Source organism: Terrabacter sp. Ter38, from assembly GCF_024519435.1.
In the GTDB taxonomy this organism is placed as follows: domain Bacteria; phylum Actinomycetota; class Actinomycetes; order Actinomycetales; family Dermatophilaceae; genus Terrabacter.
In genome coordinates this window covers 178,613-196,423 of record NZ_JALJRZ010000007.1, presented here as the reverse complement: position 1 = coordinate 196,423, position 17,811 = coordinate 178,613, and the positions used below count along the sequence as shown (strand labels likewise).

Sequence of the window (17,811 nt, the reverse complement as noted above, 5' to 3'; positions counted from 1 at the left end):
CGACTCCAGTTAGGTCGTCCTTACCGCCAGGCGGCGTCGTCAGCGTCGTCGTCCCCGTCGTCGTCATCGTCGTCGTCATCGAGGTCCGGCGGCATGATGACCGACGGCATCCGCGTGCGCGGGGGCGCGACGGCGTCCTCCCCGAACCAGCGCCTCCGCAGCGGGGCCGTGACCCAACCCAGCGGGCAGGTGAGCACGTAGCCGTACGCGAGCGCCATGCCCGTCGCGCCGGGGAAGAGCGCCAGCCCCAGCGCGATGACGATGCCGAGCGGGACCGTGATCCGCAGGTGGCGCGGCGAGAGGAGATCGCGGAAGGAGCGGAAGCGGAACGACGAAGCCATGAGCGCGGCCGGGACCACCCCGGCCACAACCGGCACGAGGGGTGCCCAGTCGTAGAGCGGGTCGCCGATGGCGAGCACCGTCGAGATGACGACGCCGGCCGCGCCCGGGCTCGCGAGACCGACGAAGTAGCGCTTGTCGGCCAAGGGGTCGATGGTGACGTTGAAGCGGGCCAGGCGGTAGGCCGCGCAGGCCAGCCAGAACATCGCCCCGGCCCAGGCCCAGACCGGGTAGGCCGGCAGCGCCCACGTGTAGACGAGCACCGCGGGGGCGATCCCGAACGAGATGAGGTCGGCGAGCGAGTCGAACTGCAGGCCGAACGGCGTGATGGCACCGACGGCGCGGGCCACCGCACCGTCGCAGATGTCGAGGACGATCGAGATGCCGACGAGCACCGCGGCCGCGCGGAAGTGCCCCTGGAACGACAGGAGCACCGACGAGAAGCCGCACAGCATGTTGCCGAGCGTGAAGAGGCTCGGCAGGGTCGCCCGGGCCCGGACGCGCGGGTTGAGCCGGTCGAGCGGGATGACCCGGGCGCCGGTGGCCGACACGAGGCGGATGCGCCGGCTCATCCGGTCGCGCCGGCGGGGGCGGTCGTCGGAGGCGGAGGCCGCGTCGCCGCTCACGAGGTGGCCGCCGCCGGGAAGCGGCCCAGCACGGTCTCCCCACCGATGGCGCGCTTGCCCTTGCTGACCTCGAGCTGCACCTCCGGCGGCACGAAGACGTCCATGCGCGAGCCGAACTTCATCAGCCCCATGCGCGCGCCGGTGGCGATCTCGTCGCCGGGCTCGATGCGGGTGACGATGCGGCGCGCGAGCTGGCCGACGAGCTGGCGGTAGACGATGCGGCGCGGCCGTCCCCCGACGACGCGCTCGACGATGATCTCGCTGCGCTCGTTCTTCGTCGCGCTCTCGGCGCGGTAGGCGGCGAGGAAGCGGCCCGGCGTGTGGGTGACGTCGATGACGCGGCCGCCGTAGGGCGAGCGGTTCATGTGCACGTCGAGCAGCGACAGGAAGATGCTGACCTGCTGCCACTCACCGGGCGGGGCGATGCCCGCCTGCGGCTCCCCCACGTGCATGACGATCCCGTCGGCCGGGGCCAGCACCACGTCGGGGTCGGACACGGGTAGGCGGTCCGGGGTTCGGTCGGGGTCGCGGAAGAAGAGGGTCACCCCCGCAGTGAGCAGGCCGAGGGCGGCGGTCGTGCGCGGTCGGCGGGCCAGCGCGGCGATCACCGTGGGCACGGCGGCCATCGCGGTGAAGGGCTTGGCGGCTGGGTCGATCTTCACGGGTCGGGGTCTCCGTCAGGGTCGAGTGTGGTGAGCAGGTCGAGTGGGGCAGGCGGAGCGGGGACGGCGGAGGGGTACGCCGGTGGCGACCGAGGTGCGGTGACCGGGGTCGTCGGCACCGAGCCTAGACTCATGCGCCATGACCGATGCGGTGACACTGTCCGACCTCCGCCGCACCTTCGGTCAGGTGTCTGCCCTCGACGGGCTGACGTGGACGGCCCCCGCCGGCCGCATCACCGCGGTCCTGGGCCCCAACGGCGCGGGCAAGACGACCGCCATCGAGTGCGCCGTCGGTCTCGGGCGACCCGACGGCGGCACGGTGCGGGTGCTCGGCCGCGACCCGTGGCAGGCGGACGCCGACCACCGGGCCCGCGTCGGCGTCATGCTCCAGGCCGGTGGCCTGCCCAACGGCACGAAGCCGCTGCGCCTGCTCCACCACCTCTCCCGCCTCTACGCCGACCCGCTCGACGTCGACACCGTGGCGCGACGGCTCGGCGTCACGGACTTCGCCTCGACGACGGTGCGCCGCCTCTCGGGTGGCCAGAAGCAGCGCCTCGCCCTCGCGGCGTCGCTGCTCGGACGCCCCGAGGTGCTCTTCCTCGACGAGCCGGCGGCCGGCCTCGACCCGCACGGACGGCTCGACGTGTGGGAGCTCGTGGCCGAGCAGCGCGACGCCGGGACGACCGTCGTCGTGACGACCCATTCGTTCGAGGAGGCCGAGCGTCTCGCGGACCACCTCGTCATCATGAACGCGGGACGCACCGTCGCCGAGGGGACGCCGGCCTCGGTGACCGGAGGCCGCTCCCTCGAGGCCGTCTACTTCAGCCTGACCCGCAAGGGAGCCGCGTGAGCACCTCAGCCAGCCCGACGACGCCGACCGCCGCTCGAGCGGCTGCTCCTCGCCGCCGGGTGCTCGCCCAGGCCCGCTTCGAGGTGGGCAGCCTGCTGCGCAACGGCGAGCAGCTGCTCGTCTCGCTCGTCCTGCCGGCCCTGGCCCTCGTCGGCCTCAGCGTCACCACCTCGCCGTCGCTCGGCCCGGGCACGCGCATCGACGTGGCCACACCGGGCGTCATCGCCCTCTGCGTCATCTCGGCCGCGTTCACCTCCCAGGCGATCTCGACCGGCTTCGACCGTCGCTACGCCGTCCTGCGCTACCTCGGCGTCACCCCGCTCGGGCGGGGTGGGCTCGTCGCGGCGAAGGTGGCGGCCACGCTGACCGTCGAGGCGATCCAGATCGGCGTCATCGCCGGGCTCGGCCTCGCGCTCGGGTGGCGACCGGAGGTGGCCGGGATCGCGTATGCCGTCCTCTTCGTCGTCCTCGGCACGTGGGCCTTCGTGGCCCTGGCGCTCCTGCTCGCGGGGACCCTGCGTGCGGAGGCGGTGCTCGCGATCGCCAACCTCGTGTGGGTGCTGCTCCTCGCGGTGGGGGGTGTCGTCGTCCCGCGGAGCGAGCTGCCGGCAGGGGTGTCGCACGTCGTCGCGCTCCTGCCGTCGGCAGGCCTGGCCGACGGGCTCCGATCGGCCCTGGTGGACGGACAGCTGAACCTTCTCGCGCTCGGGGTCGTCCTCGCGTGGGGACTGATCGCCACGGTCCTGGCGGCGCGTCTGTTCCGCTTCGACGACTGAGCGGACGAGACTGGACGCGGCACGGCCGCACGACGAAGCCGCACCACCCCCACGACCCCCACCGGCCTGGAGGCGACGTGTTCGACTACATCTTCGGTCTCCCGATGCACGCTCTCGTGATCCACGCGGTCGTCGTGCTCGTCCCCCTCTCGGCGCTGTGCGCGATCGCCTACGTCGTGCGCCCCGGGTGGCGGCGGCTGCTGCGTTGGCCGACCGCTGCGGGGGCGATCATCTCGGGCGCCTCGGCGTACGTCGCGGCGGAGAGCGGCGAGGCGCTGCAGCGACGCGTGGTGCGGGTGCGTGCGAGCACGACGGACCTCGAGCTGCTGAGCAACCACACCGAGTGGGGCGACCGCGCCAAGCTCATCTGCCTGCTCTTCATGGTCCTCACGCTCGTGGCCCTGTGGTTCGTCCGACCGCCGGAGGAGGAGTCACCGCAGGGGCATGCGTTCGACGTCCTCATCGGCACCTTCGTCGTGCTCTCGGCCGTGGCCGCGATCGTCGCCGTCGTGCTGGCCGGTCACGCGGGATCCCTCGTGGTCTGGAACGACCTGGCCTGACCCGGCACGCAGGCACCCGTCCCGGTCGCGAGGGACAGCCCGTCCTCACGGTGCCGACGACCCGGGGCGATGCCGGGTGACCCGGCTCGGCGGCATACCCTTGCGGGGTGTCCTCCACGCCTCCCGTGACCGATGACGCCCCCGTGACAGGCGCGAGCCGTCTCGCCCGGGCCACCGGCCGGCTCCCCGCCGTCCGGCCCACCTGGGTGCGGCCCCTGCTGCTCGCCAACCTCGTCGGCGAGGTCGGCATCGTCGTCACCGGCGGCATCGTGCGCCTCACGGGCAGCGGTCTCGGGTGCAGCACGTGGCCGGAGTGCCAACCCGGCTCGTTCACCCCCGTCCGGACGCCCGAGAGCGAGTTCCACGATCTCGTCGAGTTCGGCAACCGCACGTTGACGAGCGTCGTCACGGTGCTCGCCCTCGCCTCGCTCTGGGCCGTGCTGACGCACTGGCCGGAGCGCCGGCGGCTCCACCGGGTCGCCATCGGCGTCCTGGCCGGCATCCCCGCGCAGGCCGTGCTCGGCGGCATCACCGTCCTCACGGGCCTCAACCCGTGGACCGTCATGTCGCACTTCCTGCTCTCGATGGTCCTCGTGTCCTTGTCGACGATGCTCGTGCGTGGCGCCCGCGACGACGTCTCCGGCCCGGGTGAGCTCGTCGTGCACCCGCTCGCGCGGACGCTCGCCCTCGGCACGAGCGCCGTCGGCGCGGTCGTGCTGCTCCTCGGCACGATCGTCACCGGCTCGGGGCCGCACTCGGGCGACGCCGACCGGCCCGCTCGCACGGGCTTCGACCCGCGGTTCGTCTCGTGGATGCACGCCGACGCCGTCATGCTCTTCTGCGGTCTCGTCATCGCGACCCTCGTGGCCGTTCGCATCACGGCGACCACCGACGAGGCCCGCCGCGCCTGGACCATGGTGCTCGTCGTCACCCTCGCGCAGGGACTCATCGGCTACGTCCAGTACTTCACGAAGCTGCCCGAGCTGCTGGTGCTGCTCCACATGCTCGGGGCCAGCCTGCTCGTCGTCGCCCTGACCTTCGGCGTCCTCGCGACGAGGCGCCATCCGGTCTGACGACAGTCCGGGACGTCACCGGACCGCAAGGACTTTCGCCGTCGCCAAGGGCCCGTCGCTGCCTAGGCTGGGGACGTGCCCACCGTCCTCGTCGTCGACGACGACCCCACGCTGCGCGAGGTCGTCTCCGGCTACCTGACCCGCGCCGGGCTCGACGTCCTCGAGGCGCAGGACGGCCCTGCGGCGCTGACCGTGGCCCGCGACCGCGCCCCCGACCTCGTCGTGCTCGACCTCACCCTCCCCGGCCTCAACGGCCTCGAGGTCTTCCGCCGGCTGCGCGCCGAGCGCGGCGACCTGCCGGTCGTCATGCTGACCGCGCGGGGCGAGGAGTCCGACCGGGTCCTCGGCCTCGAGATCGGTGCGGACGACTATGTGACCAAGCCGTTCAGCAGCCGTGAGCTCGTGCTGCGCATCCAGTCGATCCTGCGCCGTGCCGCACCGCCCGCCGCACCGCCCGCTACGACGACGCTCGTCGACGACGACCTGCGCGTCGACACCCGACGCCACCAGGCCTGGCTCGCCGACGGTCTGCTCGCCCTGACCAGCCGCGAGTTCGACCTGCTCTCCCACCTCATGGCCCACCCGGGCACCGCGTTCTCCAGACGCGAGCTGATGGAGCAGGTGTGGGGCTGGGAGTACGGCGACGAGTCGACGGTCACCGTCCACGTACGCCGGCTGCGCGAGAAGGTGGAGACCGACCCGGCGCGACCCGTGCGGCTCCAGACCGTGTGGGGGGTCGGCTACCGGTGGGACGGCGCGGCCCCCGCATCGGCGGTCGGGACGTGATCGCCGAGGCAGCCCTGCTGGCCGCGCTCGCGGCGGTCGCCGTCGGGACGGTCGGGGCGCTCGTCGTCCGGGCGCTCGCGTCCCGCTCGCTCGTCGCAGCCGCGGTGCTGGCACCCGTCGTCGTCATCCTCAGCGTCGCCCTCGGCGTGGTCGTCACGGCGCACGCGATGTTCATCAACGAGCACGACCAGGCCGTGGTCCTCGTCGTGACGGCGACCTCCCTGCCCATCGCGGCGGTCTTCGGCTGGCTCATCGCCCGGCGCGTGCAGGAGCTGATGCGCGCCTCCGCCGAGGAGGCCGCCGAGCGCGACCGCGACCGACAGGTCGAGGAGAGCCGCCGCGAGCTCGTCGCCTGGGTGTCGCACGACCTGCGCACCCCGCTCGCCGGCATCCGCGCGATGGCCGAGGCGATCGAGGACGGCCACGCCCCCGCCGACGGCAGCTATCCCGCACGCATCCGGTCCGAGGCCGACCGCATGTCCGACATGGTCGGGGGGCTCCTCGCGCTGTCGCGACTGCAGTCCGGCACCCTGCGACTCGACCGCGCACCCGTGGACCTCGGCGACCTCGTGTCCGACGCCCTCGCGTCTGCACGCGTCCTCGCGGATCGCCGGGGGGTGCACGTGGGCGGGTCAGCCCCGGCCGAGTCCGTCACGGCCTCGGCCGATGCCGGTGAGGTCTCGCGCGCCCTCGCCAACCTCGTCACGAACGCGCTGACCCACACGGACCCCGGCGGCCAGGTCGACATCTCCCTCACCGCCGACCACGACGTCGCTCGCGTCAGCGTCGCGGACGGCTGCGGCGGCATACCTCCCGACGAGCTCGACCGGCTCTTCGACCCGGGCTGGCGCGGAACGAGTGCGCGCACGCCGGCTGCGGGCGTGGGCGCCGGCCTCGGCCTCGCCGTCGCGCGCGGGATCGCCCGGGCCCACGGGGGCGACGTGACCGTGGCCAACTCCGGCCCCGGCTGCCGGTTCGAGCTGGCGCTGCCCCTCGCCGGACCCCTCGGCGAGCCCGTGCCCGGCGGTCATCCCTAGGCTGGGGAGGTGATCGACCAGCCGACGCTCCGTGAGGGCGAGCTCGTGCTGCGGCCGTGGACGACCGACGACAGCGACGAGACCCGTCCCCTCCACGACCGCGAGATCGCCCGGTGGTTCGACTTTCCCGCCGTCGAACCACCGGCCGCCGAGCACCGGACCTGGATCGAGCGCACCCACGCCGAGTGGTCCGACCGGTCCAAGGTCACCTACCTCGTGCAGTGGCGCGGCCGCCCCGCCGGCACGGTCGACGTGCGCGTGCAGGACCCCGGTGTCGGCGTCCTGTCCTGGGCGGTGTTCGCTCCCTATCGCGGACAGGGTCTCGCGTGGCGGGCCGTGCGCCTCCTCGTCGAATGGGCCTTCGAGGCGCTCGACCTCGAACGCGTCGAGGCGCACGTCAACCCGGACAACAAGGCCTCCGTGCGCACCGCTCTGCGAGCCGGTCTCCGCCGGGAGGGACGGCTGCGCGGGAACGCGACCCTGGCCGGCGTGCGCCAGGACACGCTCGTGCTCGGTCGGCGACGCGACGACGCGCATCCGGACACCCGCGAGGGCTTCACGGCGATGCTCGACTCGACCCTGCCGACGAAGCGCGCCATCGCCCAGGGCGTCCTGCGCTCCGGCACGGGGCACCTGCTGCTGTGCGAGCTGGTCTACAAGCGCGAGTGGGACCTCCCCGGCGGCGTCGTCGACCGGCACGAGTCCCCCGCCGCGTGCGTCGTCCGCGAGGTCCGCGAGGAGCTCGACCTCACCGTCACCGCCGGGCCGCTGCTCGCGGTCAACTGGCTCCCCGCCCTGCACGGATGGGGCGACGCGACGGTCTTCGTCTTCGACCTCGGCACCGTCGACGCCGACGTCGTCGAGCGGGCACACCTGCAGCAGCGCGAGATCCTCGGCGTCCACTGGGTCGGCTCCGGGGACTGGACCGGGCGGGTCGCCGCCTACAACGAGCGGCTGCTCGATGCGCTGGTCGCGCACGACGGCGGCACGCTCTACCTCGAGGACGGCACGCCGACCCGCTGACCGCACCACACGGCCTACCCCCTCAGTGCGCGGTCCCCGGTCAGGAGAAGAACGGCAGCGGCAGGTGCCAGATGGGGTCGAGCGCGACTCCCACGAAGAGGACCGTGAGGTACGTGATCGAGAAGTGGAAGAGGCGCATCGGCTTGAGGACGTCCTCGGCCGCACCGGCCTTCGCCCTGGCGAGGAGGCGGTGCGCCTCGGTGAGGAAGAGCGCCCCGGCGACCACGGCGGCAGAGGTGTAGACCCAGCCGACGTGCTGGACCGGCACGAGCGCCAGTGACGTGAGCACCATGGCCCACGAGTAGGCGACGATCTGGCGCGCGACGACGACGAAGCGCTCGACGACCGGCAGCATCGGCACGTGCGCCGTGGCGTAGTCGTCCTTGTAGCGCAGCGACAGCGGCCAGTAGTGCGGCGGCGTCCAGAAGAAGATGACCATGAAGAGGATGAACGCCGACCAGCTGAGCGAGTCGGTGACGGCCGACCAGCCGATGAGCACGGGCATGCAGCCGGCCGCGCCGCCCCAGACGATGTTCTGGGCCGTGCGGCGCTTGAGCAGCATCGTGTAGCCGAAGACGTAGAAGAGCAGCGCCCCGAGGGCGAGCCAGGCGCTCAGCCAGTTGACGAGTTGGCCCAGCCAGACGGTCGACGCGACGGCCAGCGCCACCCCGAACACGAGAGCGCTCCGTGGGCTGACCGTGCCGGTGACGAGCGGCCGACGACTCGTGCGGTGCATGACGGCGTCGATGTCGCGGTCGATGTAGCAGTTGAGGGTGTTGGCCGCACCGGCGGACAGCGTGCCACCGACGACGGTGACGACGACGAGCCACAGGTCGGGCACGCCCTGTTCCGCCAGGAACATCACGGGGATCGTCGTGATGAGGAGCAGCTCGATGATCCGCGGCTTCATCAGCGAGACGTACTGCCCGAGGAGGAACTTCAGCCCACTGCCGTCGGGACCGTGAAGCGCCGAGAGGTCGGCGCGGGGGTCCACCGTTGTCACTGAGATCCTCACCGCTGGTACGTCGCTCCGACCCGCTGGGTACGTGAGCATTGCGTCGCAAGTCTAGACCGTCGCCGCCGACGGCCGGCACCGCACCACAGGTGGCCGTTCCGACCGCCGGGCGAGGTGTCGTCGCTCAACAGCGCGGGCACTAGGCTCGTGGCCGTACGTGATCAACCCTTGTTGAAGGAGACCCGTTCCGTGCCCACTGCTGCGTCCAGCACCGCCACGAAGGCGAAGAAGCCCACCCGATCCGGCACCACGCGGACCGCGAAGACGAAGGGCCTGCTGGCACAGCGCGACCCGGGTCTGCCGCTGCCCGTGGCGAAGAAGGCCGGCTGGAGCGATCTCGACGTCCGCGCGGTCGACACCACGCGACTGCTCGCCGCCGACGCCGTGCAGAAGGTCGGCAACGGCCACCCCGGCACGGCCATGTCGCTCGCGCCGCTCGCGTACCTGCTCTACCAGAACGTCATGACGCACGACCCGTCCGACCCGGCCTGGCTCGGGCGCGACCGGTTCGTGCTCTCCTGCGGGCACTCGAGCCTCACGCAGTACATCCAGCTCTACCTCAGCGGCTACGGCCTCTCGCTCGACGACCTCAAGTCGCTACGCACGTGGGGCTCGCTCACGCCGGGCCACCCCGAGGTCCACCACACCCCCGGTGTCGAGATCACGACCGGCCCGCTCGGGTCGGGCCTCGCCTCGGCCGTCGGCATGGCCATGGCGCAGCGTCGCCAGCGCGGCCTCTTCGACCCGGACGCGAAGCCGGGCACGAGCCCCTTCGACCACCACGTCTACGTCATCGCCTCCGACGGCGACATGCAGGAGGGCGTCTCCCACGAGGCCTGCGCCCTCGCGGGCCACCAGGAGCTCGGCAACCTCACCGTCGTCTACGACGCCAACCAGATCTCCATCGAGGACGACACCGACATCGCGTTCAGCGAGGACGTCGCGGCGCGCTTCGAGGCCTACGGCTGGCACGTCGCCCGCGTCGACTGGCGCAAGGACGCCGACGGCGCGACCTACGTCGAGGACGTCGACGCGCTGCTTGCCGCGATCCGCTCCGGCGACCGGGTGACGGACAAGCCGACCCTCGTCGTGCTGCACACGATCATCGCGTGGCCCGCGCCCACGAAGCAGAACACCGGCAAGTCCCACGGCTCGGCCCTCGGAGACGAGGAGATCAGCGCGACGAAGGAGCTGCTCGGCTTCGACCCGAAGAAGACCTTCGTCGTCGAACCCGCCGTCCTCAAGCACGCCCGCGACGTCGTCAAGCGTGGCAAGGCTGCCCACCGCGAGTGGGACAAGGCGTACAAGGCGTGGCGCAAGGCCAGTCCCGACCGAGCGGCCCTGCTCGACCGCATCCTCGCGGGTCAGGCCCCAGCCGGCCTCGCCAAGGCGATGCCGACCTTCCCCGCCGACGAGAAGGGCGTCGCGACGCGCGCCGCCTCCGGCAAGGTCCTCACGGCCATCGCCGATGTCATGCCCGAGCTCTGGGGCGGCTCCGCCGACCTCGCCGAGTCCAACAACACGACGATGGAGGGCCAGCCGTCCTTCATCCCCACCTCGAAGCAGACGTCGACGTGGAAGGGCGGCCCGTTCGGCCGCACGCTGCACTTCGGCATCCGCGAGAACGGCATGGGCATGATCCTCAACGGGATCGCGCTCGAGGGCCTGACCCGTCCCTACGGCGGCACCTTCCTCGTCTTCTCCGACTACATGCGCCCCGCCGTGCGCCTCGCCGCGATCCAGCAGGCGCCCGTCACGTACGTCTGGACGCACGACTCCATCGGCCTCGGCGAGGACGGCCCGACGCACCAGCCGATCGAGCACCTCGCGGCCCTGCGCGCGATCCCCGGCCTCGACGTCGTCCGCCCCGCGGACGCCAACGAGACCGCCGCCGCGTGGGCCCAGATCCTGACGAACGGCGACGGCCCCGCTGCCCTCTGCCTGACGCGGCAGCCGGTCCCCACCTGGGACCGCACGACGTACGGCAAGGTCAGCGGTGTCGCCAAGGGCGCCTACGTCCTCGTCGAGGAGTCGCGTGCCGGTGACCCTGACGTCGTCATCGTCGCGACGGGCTCCGAGGTGCAGCTCGCGGTCCAGGCCGCCGAGCGCCTCGAGAAGTCCCGCATCGCCACGCGCGTCGTCTCGATGCCCTGCCGGGAATGGTTCGAGAAGCAGACCCGTTCCTACCAGGACAAGGTTCTGCCGCCGGCAGTCCGGGCCCGCGTCAGCGTCGAGGCGGGGATCTCGATGGGCTGGCACGACGTCGTCGGCGACGCCGGCCGCATCGTCAGCATCGAGCACTTCGGCGCCTCCGCCGACCAGGCCACGCTGTTCCGTGAGTTCGGCATCACCGCCGACGCCGTCGTCAAGGCCGCGAAGGACTCCATCAAGGCGGCCAAGGGCGCCGCGACGAAGGCCCCGGGGGTCACCGAGACCAACCCGGCCCGCGCCGCCCAGAGCGCGTCCACCGACGTCATGGGTGACGAGGCGCAGACCGGCAGCGGCAAGGCCGCCCACGCGGCCGCCGCATCCGCTACGAGCAAGGGGAAGTGACCAGCATGACCAACCCGAACACCCAGGCCCTCTCAGAAGCAGGCGTCTCCATCTGGCTCGACGACCTGTCCCGCGAGCTCATCGAGACCGGCAAGATCTCCGAGCTCATCGAGGGGCGCAACGTCGTCGGCCTGACGTCGAACCCGTCGATCTTCCAGGCCGCCCTGTCCAAGGGAGAGCGCTACAACGACGACCTCGCCGCGCTGACGAAGGACGGCAAGGACGTCGAGGGCGTCGTCTTCGAGCTGACGACCTCCGACGTGCGCCGCGCGTGCGACCTCTTCCTCCCGCTCTACGAGTCGACGAAGGGGGTCGACGGCCGCGTCTCCATTGAGGTCGACCCGCGCCTGGCTCACGACACCGACAAGACCGTCGAGCAGGCCAAGCAGCTGTATGCCGCCGTCGACCGCCCGAACGTCCTCATCAAGATCCCCGCGACGAAGGCAGGCCTCCCGGCGATCACGGCCACCATCGCCGAGGGCATCAGCGTCAACGTGACGCTGATCTTCTCCCTCGAGCGCTACCGCGCCGTCATGAACGCCTACCTCGAGGGCCTCGAGAAGGCGCACGCCAACGGGCACGACCTGTCGACGATCCACTCGGTCGCCTCGTTCTTCGTCTCCCGCGTGGACACCGAGATCGACAAGCGGCTCGACGCCATCGGCACCGAGCAGGCCCGCGCCCTCAAGGGCAAGGCCGGTCTCGCCAACGCGCGGCTCGCGTACCAGGCCTTCGAGGAGGTCTTCTCGACGCCGCGCTGGGGCTCGCTCGCCGAGGCCGGCGCCAACGTGCAGCGTCCGCTCTGGGCGTCCACCGGCGTCAAGGACCCGGCCTACCCCGACACGATGTACGTCGACGAGCTCGTCGCCGCCGACGTCGTCAACACCATGCCCGGCAAGACGCTCGAGGCGACGGCCGACCACGGCGACATCCACGGCGACACGGTGACCGGAGGCTACGAGCTGGCCAGCAACGTCCTCGACGACCTGGAGGGCGTCGGTGTCTCGTACAACGAGGTCGTCGACCTGCTCGAGACCGAGGGTGTCGACAAGTTCGAGAAGGCGTGGGGCGAGCTGTTGGACGGCGTCACCGCGGAGATGGAGAAGGTGACGGCATGAGCTCGCTGTCCGTCAGCGCATCAGGAGCAGCGGCGGACGCGATCGGGAGGCACGTGCCGAGCCTCGTCGGTGACTCCGTCGCGAGCCGCCTCTTCGCCCAGGACGCCACCCTGTGGGGTCCTGACGCCGAGCCCGAGTCGCGGATCCGCCTGTCCTGGGTAGGCCTCCCGCGGTCGTCGCGCCCCCTCGTCGGTGAGATCGCGGCGCTGCGCGACTCCTTCGCCGAGCAGGGCCTGACCCATGTCGTCCTCTGCGGCATGGGCGGCTCCTCGCTCGCACCCGAGGTCATCTGTGCCACGGCCGGCAAGCCGCTCGTCGTGCTCGACTCGTCCGACCCCGACTACGTCCGGCGCGCCCTCGGCGACGACCTCGACCACACCGTCGTCGTCGTCTCGAGCAAGTCCGGTTCCACCGTCGAGACCGACTCCCAGCGTCGTGCCTACGAGCAGTCGTTCACCGAGGCCGGCATCGACCCCGCGTCGCGCATCGTCATCGTCACCGACCCGGGCAGCCCGCTCGACGAGGAGTCCCGCGCCAAGGGCTACCGCGTCGTCAACGCCGACCCCGACGTCGGTGGCCGATACTCGGCGCTGACCGCCTTCGGCCTCGTGCCGAGCGGGCTCGCCGGCGTCGACGTCGAGGCCCTGCTCGACGAGGCCGAGTCCGTCGCCGACGTGCTGGCCGCCGACGACGACGCCAACCCCGGCCTGCGCCTCGGCGCCGCCATGGGTGGCACCGACCCCCTGCGTGACAAGCTCGTCCTCGTCGACGACGGCTCCGGCATCGTCGGGTTCGCCGACTGGGCCGAGCAGCTCATCGCCGAGTCCACCGGCAAGAACGGCACCGGCGTCCTGCCGGTCGTCGCCGGGGGCGACGAGGACCCCGAGGTGGCCTGGCCCGCGGCCGACGTCACCGTGGCGCGTCTCGTGGACGCCGACAGCGACTCGGCCCCGTCGGGCGACGTCGCGTCGGAGGTACGCGTGGGCGGCGCCCTGGGTGCCCAGCTGCTCCTGTGGGAGGTGGCCACCGCCGTCGCCGGGCGCCTGCTCGGCATCAACCCCTTCGACCAGCCCGACGTCGAGAGCGCCAAGAAGGCCGCCCGTGCCCTGCTCGACCAGGGGACGGGTGCGAGCACGGACCCCGCCGCGACGGACGGCGCTATCGAGATCCGCACGCTCGGTGGGTCAGGCGACTGGCTCGGCGAGGCGCAGACCGTGCCCGCGGCCCTCGACGCGCTCTTCGCGCAGCTCGACCCGGAACACGGCTACGTCGCCGTCATGGCCTACCTCGACCGGCTGGCCGACGCCGACCTCGCCGAGTGCCGTGTCCCGCTCGCCCGTCGCACCGAGCGTCCGACGACGTTCGGCTGGGGCCCACGCTTCCTGCACTCGACCGGCCAGTTCCACAAGGGCGGCCCGGCGGTCGGCGTCTACCTCCAGATCACGACGGCACCCAAGGAGGACCTCGCGATCCCCGGACGCGAGTTCACCTTCGGTGACTTCATCGCCTCACAGGCAGGCGGCGACGCCGCGGTCCTGGCCGACCACGGCCGCCCCGTCCTCCAGCTGCACCTCACCGACCACGACGCAGGTCTCGCGCAGCTGCGCGAGGCGCTGCTGGCAGGAGGACGCGCATGAGTCCTGCGCGCATCTCGCACGGGCACAACCCGCTGCGCACCGCCGAGGACAAGCGCCTCCCCCGCATCGCCGGACCGTGCGGCCTCGTCCTCTTCGGCGTGACCGGTGACCTGGCGCGCAAGAAGCTCATGCCGGCGATCTACGACCTCGCCAACCGCGGGCTTCTGCCGCCGGGCTTCTCGCTCGTCGGCTTCGCCCGCCGTGACTGGGCGGCCCAGGACTTCGGCCAGGTCGTCCACGACGCCGTCAAGCAGCACGCCCGCACCCCTTTCAGCGAGGACGTGTGGCGCAACCTCTCCGAGGGCTTCCGTTTCGTGCCCGGCACGTTCGACGACCCTGCGGCGTTCGACCTGCTCGCCAAGACCGTCGACGAGCTCGACCAGGACCGCGGCACCGGCGGCAACCACGCCTTCTACCTCTCGATCCCCCCGGGGTTCTTCGCGACCGTGTGCGAGCAGCTCGAGCGGTGCGGCCTGACGAAGGCCGAGGGCGACAGCTGGCGACGGGTCATCATCGAGAAGCCCTTCGGCCACGACCTCAAGAGCGCCCAGGAGCTCAACGAGATCGTCGAGGGCGTCTTCCCGCCGGACTCCGTCTTCCGCATCGACCACTACCTCGGCAAGGAGACGGTCCAGAACCTGCTGGCCCTCCGCTTCGCCAACCAGCTCTTCGAGCCGGTGTGGAACGCCAACTACGTCGACCACGTGCAGATCACGATGGCCGAGGACATCGGCATCGCGGGCCGCGCGGGCTACTACGACGGCATCGGTGCGGCGCGCGACGTCATCCAGAACCACCTGCTCCAGCTCCTCGCGCTCACCGCGATGGAGGAGCCGGTCTCCTTCGACGCCAAGGACCTTCGCGCCGAGAAGGAGAAGGTGCTCTCGGCCGTCCGCCTCCCCGCGGACCTCGACAAGGGCGCCGCCCGCGGGCAGTACGCCGGTGGCTGGCAGGGCGCCGAGGAGGTCGTCGGCTACCTCGAGGAGGACGGCGTCGACCCGAAGTCGGTGACCGAGACCTTCGCCGCGGTGACCCTCGAGGTCGACACCCGCCGCTGGGCGGGTGTCCCCTTCTACCTGCGCACCGGCAAGCGCCTCGGCAAGCGCGTCACCGAGATCGCGGTCGTCTTCAAGCGCGCGCCGCACCTGCCCTTCGAGCACACCGCGACGGAGGAGCTCGGCCAGAACGCCATCGTCATCCGCGTGCAGCCCGATGAGGGCGTCACCATCCGCTTCGGCTCCAAGGTGCCGGGCGCGCAGATGGAGGTCCGCGACGTCACGATGGACTTCGGCTACGGCTCGTCGTTCACCGAGGCCTCGCCCGAGGCGTACGAACGCCTCATCCTCGACGTGCTCCTCGGCGACCCGCCACTCTTCCCGCGGCACGAGGAGGTCGAGTCGTCCTGGCGGATCCTCGACCCGCTCATGAAGCACTGGGCCAAGTCCGGCAAGCCCCAGCAGTACCCCGCGGGGACGTGGGGTCCACCCTCGGCCGACCAGATGCTCGAACGCGACGGACGTACGTGGAGGATGCCGTGATCCGCGACCTGACCGACACCACGACCACCGGGATCAGCAAGACGCTGGTGCGCCTGCGCAACGAGGTCGGAGCGATGGCCCTCGGCCGCGTGCTGACGCTCGTCGTGGTCGTCGAGGACACCGACGCCGGCAACGCCATCGAGATCGCCAACCAGGCGAGCCGCCAGCACCCCTGCCGCATCATCGTCGTCATCGCCGGCGACCGTCGCGGCAAGAACCGCCTCGACGCACAGATCCGCCTCGGCGGTGACGCCGGCGCGAGCGAGATCGTCGTGCTCCGCCTCTACGGCGCGCTGGCCAACCACGGCCCGAGCGTCGTCGTCCCGCTCCTGCTGCCCGACTCCCCCATCGTGGCCTGGTGGCCCGGTGAGGCACCGCCGGACGTCGCCAAGGATCCCATCGGCGCGATGGCCCAGCGACGGATCACCGACGCGGCCGAGCACCGCAACCCGCGGCTCATGCTCAAGAAGCGCGCGGCGAACTACGCGCCGGGCGACACCGACCTCGCGTGGACCCGCCTGACCCGCTGGCGCGGTCTGCTCGCCGCCGCGCTCGACCAGCCGCCCTACGAGCCGATCACCGGCGCCGTCGTCAGCGGCGCGCCCGACTCCCCGTCGAGCGACCTGCTCGCCGGCTGGCTCTCGCGGCGGCTCCGCGTGCCCGTGCACCGGGTCTCGACCCCGCGGGGCTCGGGCATCAGCTCGGTCCGCCTCGAGCGCAAGAGCGGCCCCATCGACCTCGTGCGTCCCGGCGACGTCGTCGCGACGCTCTCGCAGACCGGTCAGCCTGACCGCCGGATCAGCCTGCCCCGGCGCGAGCTGCCGGAGTGCCTGGCCGACGAGCTGCGTCGCCTCGACCCGGACGACGCCTACGAGGACGCGCTGCTGCACGGCCTCGGGGCGCTCCAGCCGGTGCGTCTCACCGCAGCCGCGGCGGCCAAGGCGGGCAAGGCTCCGGACCCCGCCGAGTCGCGTCGCCTCGCGGCCCGCCTCGGCCGTGACGAGTCGGCGCAGGAGGCCAGCGCGATGATCACGGCTCCCCCGGCGCCCGAGCACGCCGAGACCGCCGACGTGCACGCGGCCACGGTCCGCAAGCTCGCCGGCAAGCGGACGCCCCGCGAGAAGCAGGCAGCGAAGAACCGGAAGAAGGCGTCCGGGACCGAGTCGTCGACCACGACCGCGGCCGGGACGGCGTCCCCGACGGAGCGAGCCACCGCCACGCGAGCCACCGCCACGCGAGCCACCGCCACGCGGGCGACGACGAAGGCGGCCGCGACGTCGGCCACCCGGAGCGCCGCGACGAAGGGTGCGTCGAAGACGGGCGCGGCCCAGAGCACGACGAAGGCCGCGTCGCGGACGACGGCGGGCACCCGCAAGGCGACGGCTCGCAAGGCCACCACGGCCACGAAGGCGGCGAGCGGGACGGCGACCCCGTGACCGCCGAGCCGCGCGTCGTCGTCCACCCGGACAAGCAGTCCCTGGCCGACGCCGCCGCGGCCCGGTTCGTCACCGCTGTGATCGACGCCCAGACTCGCAATCCCGAGGCCCAGGTGGCTCTCACCGGCGGGTCCATGGGATCGGCGATCATCGCCTCCGTCCTGGCGACGCCGGGCCGCTCGGCCGTCGACTGGTCACGGGTACGCGTGTGGTGGGGCGACGAGCGCTACCTGCCGGCGGGTGACCTCGACCGCAACGACACCCAGAACGACGAGGCGGGTCTCAGCGCGCTGGGACTCGACCCGGCGAAGGTGCACCGGGTGGCCGGTCCCGACGCCTCGGAGAGCGCCGATGCCAGCGCCGTGGCCTACGCCCGAACGATCCGCGAGCACGGCCAGAAGGCGTGGGACGTCGTGCTCTTCGGCGTCGGCCCGGACGGTCACGTCGCCTCGCTCTTCCCGCACCACCCGGCCCAGCGGGTGACCGACGCGATCGCGGTCGCCGTGCACGACTCGCCGAAGCCGCCACCGGACCGGGTGAGCCTCACCTTCGAGTGCTTCGAGCGCTCCCACGAGGTGTGGTTCCTCGTGTCCGGAGCCGACAAGGCCGAGGCGGTCAAGGCGGCGCTCGTCCCGGGTGCGGACCGCTGGGACGTCCCCGCGGCCGGACCCGCGGGCACGGACGCGACCCTGTGGCTCGTCGATGCCGACGCAGCCTCGGCCCTCGACTGACCGACGCGGCAGGCCGCGCGGCACCGGACGGCATACGACACGACGCAGGGC

General features: G+C 72.3%; 16 protein-coding genes. 13 read left to right on the top strand and 3 right to left on the bottom strand.

What is annotated here, in order from left to right; genetic code table 11:
* Nucleotides 1–20 precede the first annotated feature (20 nt).
* Nucleotides 21–965, bottom strand: coding sequence for a phosphatidylcholine/phosphatidylserine synthase (locus NR112_RS15660; RefSeq protein WP_256795233.1), 945 nt, complete (start codon nt 963–965; stop codon nt 21–23).
* On the bottom strand, nt 962–1,627 hold the full coding sequence (locus NR112_RS15655; protein ID WP_256795232.1) for a phosphatidylserine decarboxylase: 666 nt from the start codon (nt 1,625–1,627) through the stop codon (nt 962–964). Before NR112_RS15655 ends, NR112_RS15660 begins: the two co-directional genes overlap by 4 nt.
* 139 nt (nt 1,628–1,766) lie before the next feature.
* Here NR112_RS15655 and NR112_RS15650 point away from each other — a divergent pair, with 139 nt between their 5' ends.
* The 7 genes from NR112_RS15650 to NR112_RS15620 all read left to right on the top strand — a co-directional run bounded on the left by NR112_RS15650 (nt 1,767) and on the right by NR112_RS15620 (nt 7,732).
* Entirely contained in the window at nt 1,767–2,477 is a 711-nt protein-coding gene (locus tag NR112_RS15650; RefSeq protein WP_256795231.1) for an ABC transporter ATP-binding protein, read from the top strand.
* Nucleotides 2,474–3,253, top strand: a complete 780-nt coding sequence (locus NR112_RS15645) for an ABC transporter permease (protein ID WP_256795230.1) — start codon at nt 2,474–2,476, stop codon at nt 3,251–3,253. The genes NR112_RS15650 and NR112_RS15645 overlap by 4 nt, the downstream gene beginning before the upstream one ends.
* A 77-nt stretch (nt 3,254–3,330) precedes the next feature.
* Nucleotides 3,331–3,813, top strand: a complete 483-nt coding sequence (locus NR112_RS15640) for a DUF2231 domain-containing protein (protein ID WP_256795229.1) — start codon at nt 3,331–3,333, stop codon at nt 3,811–3,813.
* Nucleotides 3,814–3,956: 143 nt separating this feature from the next.
* Nucleotides 3,957–4,886, top strand: coding sequence for a COX15/CtaA family protein (locus NR112_RS15635; protein WP_256795294.1), 930 nt, complete (start codon nt 3,957–3,959; stop codon nt 4,884–4,886).
* Nucleotides 4,887–4,961: 75 nt separating this feature from the next.
* Nucleotides 4,962–5,672: a response regulator transcription factor gene (locus NR112_RS22995; protein WP_256795228.1), complete on the top strand. Its 711-nt coding sequence runs from the start codon at nt 4,962–4,964 to the stop codon at nt 5,670–5,672.
* Nucleotides 5,669–6,709: a HAMP domain-containing sensor histidine kinase gene (locus NR112_RS15625; RefSeq protein WP_256795227.1), complete on the top strand. Its 1,041-nt coding sequence runs from the start codon at nt 5,669–5,671 to the stop codon at nt 6,707–6,709. The genes NR112_RS22995 and NR112_RS15625 overlap by 4 nt, the downstream gene beginning before the upstream one ends.
* A gap of 9 nt (nt 6,710–6,718) precedes the next feature.
* Nucleotides 6,719–7,732: an NUDIX hydrolase gene (locus NR112_RS15620; RefSeq protein ID WP_256795226.1), complete on the top strand. Its 1,014-nt coding sequence runs from the start codon at nt 6,719–6,721 to the stop codon at nt 7,730–7,732.
* 40 nt (nt 7,733–7,772) lie between these two features.
* Here the strand turns inward: NR112_RS15620 and NR112_RS15615 are convergent, their stop codons facing one another.
* Nucleotides 7,773–8,747: a heme o synthase gene (locus NR112_RS15615; protein ID WP_374512575.1), complete on the bottom strand. Its 975-nt coding sequence runs from the start codon at nt 8,745–8,747 to the stop codon at nt 7,773–7,775.
* Nucleotides 8,748–8,936: 189 nt separating this feature from the next.
* Here NR112_RS15615 and tkt point away from each other — a divergent pair, with 189 nt between their 5' ends.
* Genes tkt through pgl form a run of 6 tightly spaced genes read left to right on the top strand, consistent with a single transcriptional unit; the run spans nt 8,937 to nt 17,760 of the window.
* Nucleotides 8,937–11,300: a transketolase gene (gene tkt / locus NR112_RS15610; RefSeq protein ID WP_256795225.1), complete on the top strand. Its 2,364-nt coding sequence runs from the start codon at nt 8,937–8,939 to the stop codon at nt 11,298–11,300.
* 5 nt (nt 11,301–11,305) lie between these two features.
* Complete coding sequence (gene tal / locus NR112_RS15605) at nt 11,306–12,418, top strand: transaldolase (protein WP_256795224.1); 1,113 nt, start codon at nt 11,306–11,308, stop codon at nt 12,416–12,418.
* Nucleotides 12,415–14,055: a glucose-6-phosphate isomerase gene (locus tag NR112_RS15600; RefSeq protein WP_256795223.1), complete on the top strand. Its 1,641-nt coding sequence runs from the start codon at nt 12,415–12,417 to the stop codon at nt 14,053–14,055. Before tal ends, NR112_RS15600 begins: the two co-directional genes overlap by 4 nt.
* Nucleotides 14,052–15,593 (top strand): glucose-6-phosphate dehydrogenase, encoded by a 1,542-nt coding sequence (gene zwf / locus NR112_RS15595; protein ID WP_256795222.1) that lies wholly within the window; start codon nt 14,052–14,054, stop codon nt 15,591–15,593. The genes NR112_RS15600 and zwf overlap by 4 nt, the downstream gene beginning before the upstream one ends.
* Nucleotides 15,590–17,029 (top strand): glucose-6-phosphate dehydrogenase assembly protein OpcA, encoded by a 1,440-nt coding sequence (gene opcA / locus NR112_RS15590; RefSeq protein WP_256795221.1) that lies wholly within the window; start codon nt 15,590–15,592, stop codon nt 17,027–17,029. The genes zwf and opcA overlap by 4 nt, the downstream gene beginning before the upstream one ends.
* A complete protein-coding gene (gene pgl / locus NR112_RS15585) occupies nt 17,026–17,760 on the top strand; it encodes a 6-phosphogluconolactonase (RefSeq protein WP_256795220.1) in 735 nt (244 codons plus the stop codon). The genes opcA and pgl overlap by 4 nt, the downstream gene beginning before the upstream one ends.
* Nucleotides 17,761–17,811 lie beyond the last annotated feature (51 nt).

Excerpts from the sequence above, each read along its gene's own strand:
- NR112_RS15650 (WP_256795231.1), top strand. The coding sequence starts at position 1,767 with ATGACCGATGCGGTGACACTGTCCGACCTCCGCCGCACCTTCGGTCAG.
- tal (WP_256795224.1), top strand. The coding sequence starts at position 11,306 with ATGACCAACCCGAACACCCAGGCCCTCTCAGAAGCAGGCGTCTCCATC.
- NR112_RS15600 (WP_256795223.1), top strand. The coding sequence starts at position 12,415 with ATGAGCTCGCTGTCCGTCAGCGCATCAGGAGCAGCGGCGGACGCGATC.
- zwf (WP_256795222.1), top strand. The coding sequence starts at position 14,052 with ATGAGTCCTGCGCGCATCTCGCACGGGCACAACCCGCTGCGCACCGCC.